Source organism: Streptomyces sp. NPDC056486, assembly GCF_042795295.1.
GTDB lineage: Bacteria > Actinomycetota > Actinomycetes > Streptomycetales > Streptomycetaceae > Streptomyces.
In genome coordinates this window covers 89,947-96,666 of record NZ_JBHTSF010000016.1, presented here as the reverse complement: position 1 = coordinate 96,666, position 6,720 = coordinate 89,947, and the positions used below count along the sequence as shown (strand labels likewise).

Sequence of the window (6,720 nt, the reverse complement as noted above, 5' to 3'; positions counted from 1 at the left end):
TTCCTTGTCTCGTGGGCTCGGATATGTTTATAAGAGACTGGTGGTTGCTCGCGCAGTTCCCCGCGCCCCTGACGCGGGCCCCTAAAGGGGCGCGCTCCTCATCTCAGCAGCGGCGTCAGTCTCTCCGGGCCGCTCGACAAGTCCTCGCGGAGCTTCTTGTGGAGGATCTGGTCCGCGTACGTCAGGGGGCCCGGGCCCATTCGGGGCGGGACGCCGCTGATCGCCTTTCCGGGGGACTGGGGTGGCTCGTAGCGCGTGGGGGCCGTTCGCAGGGTGAGGGCCGTCGCGCCGACGATCAGGGCGGTGAAGGCGATCGCCGCTCGGGTCCAGAAGCGGGCGCGGTGTTCGCTCCCGGTGCGTACCCGGCCCGCGTTCGGGGACCGCAGCTTCTCCGCGCCGCACAGTTCGCCCAGGCGCTGGTGCAGGGCGTCGGGCGTCGCCGCCAGTTCGGGGAGCCGCTCGGTGATCGCCTCGCGGGCGTGCAGCAGCCGGTTGGCCGCCGCGGGAGTGCTCGCCTCCGTCTCGGCGGCGGTCTCGGGCAGGTCGAGCCCGACGCCGTCGTAGAGCAGCAGGGTGCGGCGCTGCGCGGGCGGCAGGCTCATCAGTACGTGGAGGAACGCGCGGTCGTCCAGCGCGGCGGGCGGGGCGTCGGGGTGCCGGTGGGCGGGGCGCAGGCGGTGCCAGGGGGACATCGCGTACTCGTACGCCGCCGCGCGCACCCACCCCGCGGGATCGCGGTCGACGGCGACCTCGGGCCAGCGCTGCCAGGCGAGCTGGAAGGCGCGCTCCACGGATTCCTGGGCGAGGGTGCGGCGTCCTGTGAGCAGATAGGTCTGGCGTACGAGGCCGGGGGCGCACGTCGAGCAGAGCGCGTCGAAGGCTTCGGCGGGGGTCGCTCGGGTTGCTCGGGCGGTGGGCTCCGGCGCCCCTGACTCCACGGCCACGGCCGCCGCCGCCCGCACCACCGGCTCGGGCCGCGTGTGACCGTTTATCGCGGCGCCCACGGGGATCCGCGCGGGAGACTTGCCGCCCTTGGTGTCCTCGACGGGCGGCTGCGGCAGGTTCTGGGCCCAGCTGGTGCGCCGCGCGGAGCGCTTGCCCCGCTTGTCCGCGACGGTCTGCTCGTTCGCGAGCTCGGCGAGGAGCCTCGTGTAGACCTCACGCCTGCGGCCGCGCGGTGCCGAGCGGCCCGACTCCCAGGAGCGGACCGTCTCCCGGGTGACGCCCACCCGCGCCGCGATCTCGGCCTGGCTCAGGGACTTCGCCTCGCGCAGGCGTCGCCGCTCCTTGGGGGACGGCAACGGTGTGGCATGGCTCTGGGTCATGTCGGACTCTCCGCGCCGTGGGCCGTGGGCCTTCGTGCGGCGGGTAGCCGGGCGTGACTGATCCGTCGTACGAAAAAGTACATAAACATATCTTGAGCGACACATCCGGTATTCGCCTGTTACGAGGAGAAAGCGCGTGTCGTTGGGAGCATGGCGACGTGACTCATATCACCGACCGCAGCTCACCGTTGCCGCCCCTCGAACCGCTGATCCAGCGGGTGCGCGACCGTCGGCCCGGCCTTGCGACGTGCCTGTTCGGAGGGGCCGTCGCGGCCGGGCTCGGGCTTGGCTCGATCGCCGTCCTGGTGATGGTCCTCTGGATCAGCTCGCCCTATCCGGACAGCGGGCCCAGTGGGGCGCTGCATGTCGCGGCCGCGGTGTGGCTCATCGCCCACGGCACGGAGCTGATCAGGACGGACACGCTCTCCGGGGCACCGGCGCCGCTCGGCGTCACCCCCTTGCTCCTGATGGCCCTTCCGGGCTGGCTGGCGCACCGGGCGGCGCGGGTCGCGGCGGATCCGCAGGAGCGGGCGATGGCGCCGCGGACCGCGTGGTGCGGCGTGGTCGGCGGCTATCTGCTGGTCGGCGCCGCCGCGACGCTGTACGCGGCCGGGGGCGAACTGCGGCCGTCGTGGCCGAGCGCGGCCCTGCACATGCCGTTGCTCGTGGGGGGCGCGGCGGCGGTGGGGGTCTGGACGGCGCTCGGGCGGCCCGGGGCGCCGCTGCCCGGCGTGGTGCGGGCCGGTCTTCGTGCGCTGCCTGCCCGGGTACGTCCCTTCTTCGTACGTCGATACATCCGGGCCGTCACACGGGCAGCAGCGGCCGGGACGCTGGTACTTGTCGGCGGGGGAGCGCTCCTGGCCGCGGGGTCCCTCGCACTGCACGGTGGTCTTGCGAGGGCATCGTTCGCGCAGGTCACGGACGTGTGGTCGGGCCGTTTCGCGGTACTGCTGCTTGCCATGGCGCTGGTGCCGAACGCGGCGGTGTGGGGCGCCGCGTACAGCCTCGGCCCCGGCTTCGCGCTCGGCACGGGGAGCATGGCGGGGCCGCTCGCCGTGAGTACGGGTCCGATGCTGCCCGCGTTCCCGCTGCTCGCTGCGGTGCCGGGCGACGGACCGGGGTCTCCGCTGACGTGGGCGGCGGGAGCGGTGCCCGTGGGGGCGGGTGTCGTGGTCGCCTGGTTCACGGCGCGGGCGGCGGCGCCTGTCCCCGGGAAGCGCGACGGGGCGTGGTCACGTGGGCGGACTGCGCTGGTCGCGGTGGTGGCGGCGGCGCTGTGCGGGGCTGCTCTGGCGGGGCTCGCGGCGCTGGCGGGCGGCCCGATGGGCGTGGCCGTCCTGTCCGACTTCGGGCCGGTGTGGTGGCAGACGGGGGCGGCGGCCCTTGGATGGACGGCGACGGTGGGGGTGCCGTTCTCCTTGTTGGCCCGGGCATGGCGCTTGAGGAAACGCCGGACCGCGTCACGCGGGCCTGTGCTGCCGAGAGCGGCCGCGTCGCGCGGGCCTGTGCTGCCGGGAGCGGCCGCGTCACGCGGGCCTGTGCCGCCGGGAGAGGGCACTCCGAGCGAGACCACACCGCGCCGGACCTGGCTCAGGCTCCCGAGACCACGCATCCCCCAACTACGCATCCCCCGACTACGCGTCCCTCACCTGCGCACCCCTCACCTGCGCATCCCCCGACTACGCGCCCCCCGCCCGCGCCTCCCACAGATCCTCCGCCGCCGTCAGAGCCCACCGCCGCCTCCGGAGCAGCCGACGCCGGCCTCGGAGCCGTTCGAGCCGTACGACTTCCTGCCGCGCACACCGGCGGCGGACACGGCGGACTGGGGAGTGGCTGACTGGCACGACGACGCGTCCCGCGAGGCCCGCTGGGCGGCGCTGAGGGACGCGAGCAAAGAGGAGCACCCACCGGCGCCCTGAGATGGCGGGGCGGGGGGCGGGTGTCCAAGACGACCCCGCCACCCCCCACCCCGCCCGCCAACGTCAGTCCTGCTCGCCAAGCAGGGGCCGGAGCTGCTTCGGCAGAAGGTCGTTGCACTCCTGCTGCGACTGGGTCGTGAGGGCGTCGCCCGCGCACGTGTAGTAGTCGGAGTACACCAGCTGCGCCGCGAACGTCGCCGCCACCATCGCCAGGGCGAGCGACGCCGTCACCAGGCCACTGATCGCCGCCGTCCTCTGCGGCTTCGCGCTCGCGAGGTCGGCAGCAGGCTGCTTCGCGGCGGGCGCCGTCGGGTCCGGCTGCTTCGGCTTCGCCCGCAGCGCGCTGATGCCCCAGTTCAGCGCGAGCGCGCCCAGGAGCAGGGCGACGGACCGCCAGCCGAAGAGCGCGAAGAAGAAGGCCCACATGCCGGAGAGCAGGGCGTACCGTGCGCGGCGCTGGGCCGGGTCGGTCGGGTCCCAGCGCATGCCGCTGCCGGATCCGGAGCCGGAAGGACCGTCGGGACCCTGGCCCCCACCCTGCTGGCCTGGCCGCTCGCCGAAGCCGCCGCCCTGGGCGCGCCCGGGCTGCCGGTCGCTCCACTGGCTGCCCCAGGGGGAGCGTCCCTGGTCGTCCGAGCCGTCGCCGCCATTGCCGGGGCGGGGCCGCCACGGCTTGTCCGGCGTCCCCTCCGGCGGCGGCGCGAAGGGATTGTCGTCCTTCTTTTTCCCGGAGCTACCGGAGCTACCGGAGCTACCGGAGCTACCGGAGCTACCGGAGCTGCCCGAGCCCCCGGAGCTGCCCGAGCCGGAGGAGTCGGAGCTCCCGGAGTCCTGGGAGTCCTGCGGCGGGGACGACGGGCGGCCGTCGCGCAGCAGCGTCGAGCCGCGCTCCCCTCCATGCGTCAACCCGAACGCGAAGGACAGCGGGAGGCGGAGGCTACGGTCCGGCATCAGGTGTGCGTCTTCCCCTTGGTCGAGCGAGCTTCTGATTGGAGTCCTGAACGGTTTTCCGAACGGTTTTCCGAACGGCGTTCCGAATGGCGTTCCGAACGGTGAGACGTGATGTGACGTCTTGGTGCAGACGCTACCTTCCGGCCGCGCCCCCGTCCCGTGAGGGGCCGCACCGTGTGCCGGTATCGTTGCTGACGGTCGGCGGCTTCGTAGAGTTCCCCTATCGCGGGAGATGAAGCTTTTGTACGACCGTACAAAGACGCACCTCCCGAGAAAGGGCCCCGCTGTGGCCAAGAGCCCTGTGGCCAAGCGCCTCGTCGTGCTGGTCTCCGGATCCGGTACGAATCTGCAGGCTCTGCTCGACAAGATCGCGACGGACGGGGCGGCGGGCTACGGCGCCGAGATCGTCGCTGTCGGCGCCGACCGCGACGGCATCGTCGGGCTCGAGCGCGCCGAGAGCGCCGGGATTCCCACCTTCGTCTGCCGGGTGAAGGACCACGCGACACGTGACGAGTGGGACGCGGCTCTCGCCGAGGTGACCGCCTCGTACGAGGCCGATCTGGTCGTCTCTGCCGGGTTCATGAAGATCGTGGGGAAGCAATTCCTCGCACGGTTCGGCGGCCGGTTCGTCAATACGCACCCCGCCCTGCTGCCCAGTTTCCCGGGGGCCCACGGTGTGCGCGACGCGCTCGCGTACGGCGCGAAGGTCACGGGATGCACCGTCCACTTCGTCGACGACGGCGTCGACACCGGCCCGATCATCGCCCAGGGCGTGGTCCCGGTCGGGGATGAGGACGACGAGAGCGCTCTGCACGAGCGCATCAAGGAAGTCGAGCGAAGGCTGCTCGTCGATGTCGTGGGGCGTCTGGCCCGTAACGGCTACCGCATTGAGGGACGAAAGGTACTTATCCCGTGACCGCCGAAGGTACGCACGGTTCGCAGCGCCCCATCAAGCGCGCGCTCATCAGCGTCTATGACAAGACCGGGCTCGAGGAGCTCGCGCGCGGTCTTCACGAGGCCGGCGTCGAGCTCGTCTCGACCGGTTCGACCGCCGCGAAGATCGCCGCCACCGGGGTGCCCGTCACCAAGGTCGAGGAGCTCACCGGTTTCCCCGAGTGTCTGGACGGCCGGGTCAAGACGCTGCACCCGCGCGTGCACGCCGGGATCCTCGCCGACCTGCGCCTGGAGGACCACCAGCGTCAGCTCGCCGACCTCGGCATCGAGCCGTTCCAGCTGGTCGTCGTGAACCTCTACCCCTTCAAGGCGACGGTGGCCTCGGGCGCGACGCCCGACGAGTGCGTGGAGCAGATCGACATCGGCGGCCCCTCGATGGTCCGCGCCGCCGCCAAGAACCACCCCTCGGTGTCGGTCATCACGAGCCCCGCCCGGTACGCGGACGTGCTCGCCGCCGTCCGTACCGGCGGTTTCGACCTGACGGCGCGCAAGCGCCTGGCCGCCGAAGCGTTCCGCCACACCGCCGAGTACGACCTCGCGGTCGCCTCGTGGTTCGCGGACGACTACGCGGCCGACGACAGCTCGGACTTCCCCGAGTTCCTGGGCAGCGCCTACGCCCGCAAGAACGTCCTGCGCTACGGCGAGAACCCGCACCAGGGCGCCGCCCTCTACGTCGACGGCAACGGAGGCCTCGCCGAGGCCGAGCAGCTGCACGGCAAGGAGATGTCGTACAACAACTTCACGGACACGGACGCCGCGCGCCGTGCCGCGTACGACCACGACGACCCCTGCGTCGCGATCATCAAGCACGCCAACCCCTGCGGCATCGCGATCGGCGCGAACGTCGCCGAGGCGCACCGCAAGGCGCACGCCTGCGACCCGCTCTCCGCGTTCGGCGGCGTGATCGCCGTCAACCGCCCTGTCTCCAAGGAGATGGCGGAGCAGGTCGCCGACATCTTCACCGAGGTCATCGTCGCGCCCGAGTACGAGGACGGCGCCATCGAGGTCCTCACCAAGAAGAAGAACATCCGCGTCCTGCGCGCCCACCAGGCCCCGGCCAACACGGTGGAGGTCAAGCAGATCGACGGCGGCGCGCTCCTCCAGGTCACCGACCGCCTCCAGGCCGACGGCGACAACCCCGCCAACTGGACGCTCGCCACGGGCGAGGCCCTGAACGCGGGCGAGCTCGCCGAACTCGCCTTCGCCTGGAAGGCGTCGCGCGCGGTGAAGTCCAACGCGATCCTGCTCGCCAAGGACGGCGCATCGGTCGGTGTCGGCATGGGTCAGGTCAACCGCGTCGACTCCGCGAAGCTCGCCGTCGAGCGGGCGGGCGAGGAGCGTGCGCACGGCGCGTACGCCGCGTCGGACGCGTTCTTCCCGTTCCCCGACGGCCTGGAGATTCTCACGGCCGCGGGCGTCAAGGCCGTGGTGCAGCCGGGCGGTTCGGTCCGTGACGAGCTGGTCGTCGAGGCCGCGAAGAAGGCGGGCGTGACGATGTACTTCACGGGCACGCGGCACTTCTTCCACTGACGCTCGGTTCGACCCCGCCAAGCAAGCAACGGGCCGTGCCC

The 6,720-nt window shown here is 72.3% G+C and carries 5 protein-coding genes; 3 read left to right on the top strand and 2 right to left on the bottom strand.

All coding sequences use genetic code 11. From position 1 onward, the window contains the following. Positions 1 to 98 precede the first annotated feature (98 nt). Positions 99 to 1,325 carry a sigma factor-like helix-turn-helix DNA-binding protein gene (locus tag ACFQ7F_RS09970; RefSeq protein ID WP_383268818.1) on the bottom strand — a complete coding sequence of 409 codons (1,227 nt, stop codon included), beginning with the start codon at positions 1,323 to 1,325 and terminating at the stop codon, positions 99 to 101. A 158-nt stretch (positions 1,326 to 1,483) separates the two neighbouring features. Between ACFQ7F_RS09970 and ACFQ7F_RS09965 the strand changes: the two genes are divergently transcribed. Then, positions 1,484 to 3,244, top strand: coding sequence for a DUF6350 family protein (locus ACFQ7F_RS09965; protein ID WP_383268816.1), 1,761 nt, complete (start codon positions 1,484 to 1,486; stop codon positions 3,242 to 3,244). Between the two features lie 63 nt (positions 3,245 to 3,307). On the opposite strand, the gene ACFQ7F_RS09960 is transcribed toward ACFQ7F_RS09965, so the two are convergent. Further along, positions 3,308 to 4,195: a hypothetical protein gene (locus ACFQ7F_RS09960; protein ID WP_383268813.1), complete on the bottom strand. Its 888-nt coding sequence runs from the start codon at positions 4,193 to 4,195 to the stop codon at positions 3,308 to 3,310. A 286-nt stretch (positions 4,196 to 4,481) separates the two neighbouring features. Here ACFQ7F_RS09960 and purN point away from each other — a divergent pair, with 286 nt between their 5' ends. Further along, positions 4,482 to 5,111 carry a phosphoribosylglycinamide formyltransferase gene (gene purN / locus ACFQ7F_RS09955; protein WP_383268811.1) on the top strand — a complete coding sequence of 210 codons (630 nt, stop codon included), beginning with the start codon at positions 4,482 to 4,484 and terminating at the stop codon, positions 5,109 to 5,111. After that, positions 5,108 to 6,679, top strand: coding sequence for a bifunctional phosphoribosylaminoimidazolecarboxamide formyltransferase/IMP cyclohydrolase (purH, locus tag ACFQ7F_RS09950; RefSeq protein WP_383268808.1), 1,572 nt, complete (start codon positions 5,108 to 5,110; stop codon positions 6,677 to 6,679). The genes purN and purH overlap by 4 nt, the downstream gene beginning before the upstream one ends. Positions 6,680 to 6,720 lie beyond the last annotated feature (41 nt).

Excerpts from the sequence above, each read along its gene's own strand:
- ACFQ7F_RS09970 (WP_383268818.1), bottom strand. The coding sequence starts at position 1,325 with ATGACCCAGAGCCATGCCACACCGTTGCCGTCCCCCAAGGAGCGGCGA.
- ACFQ7F_RS09960 (WP_383268813.1), bottom strand. The coding sequence starts at position 4,195 with ATGCCGGACCGTAGCCTCCGCCTCCCGCTGTCCTTCGCGTTCGGGTTG.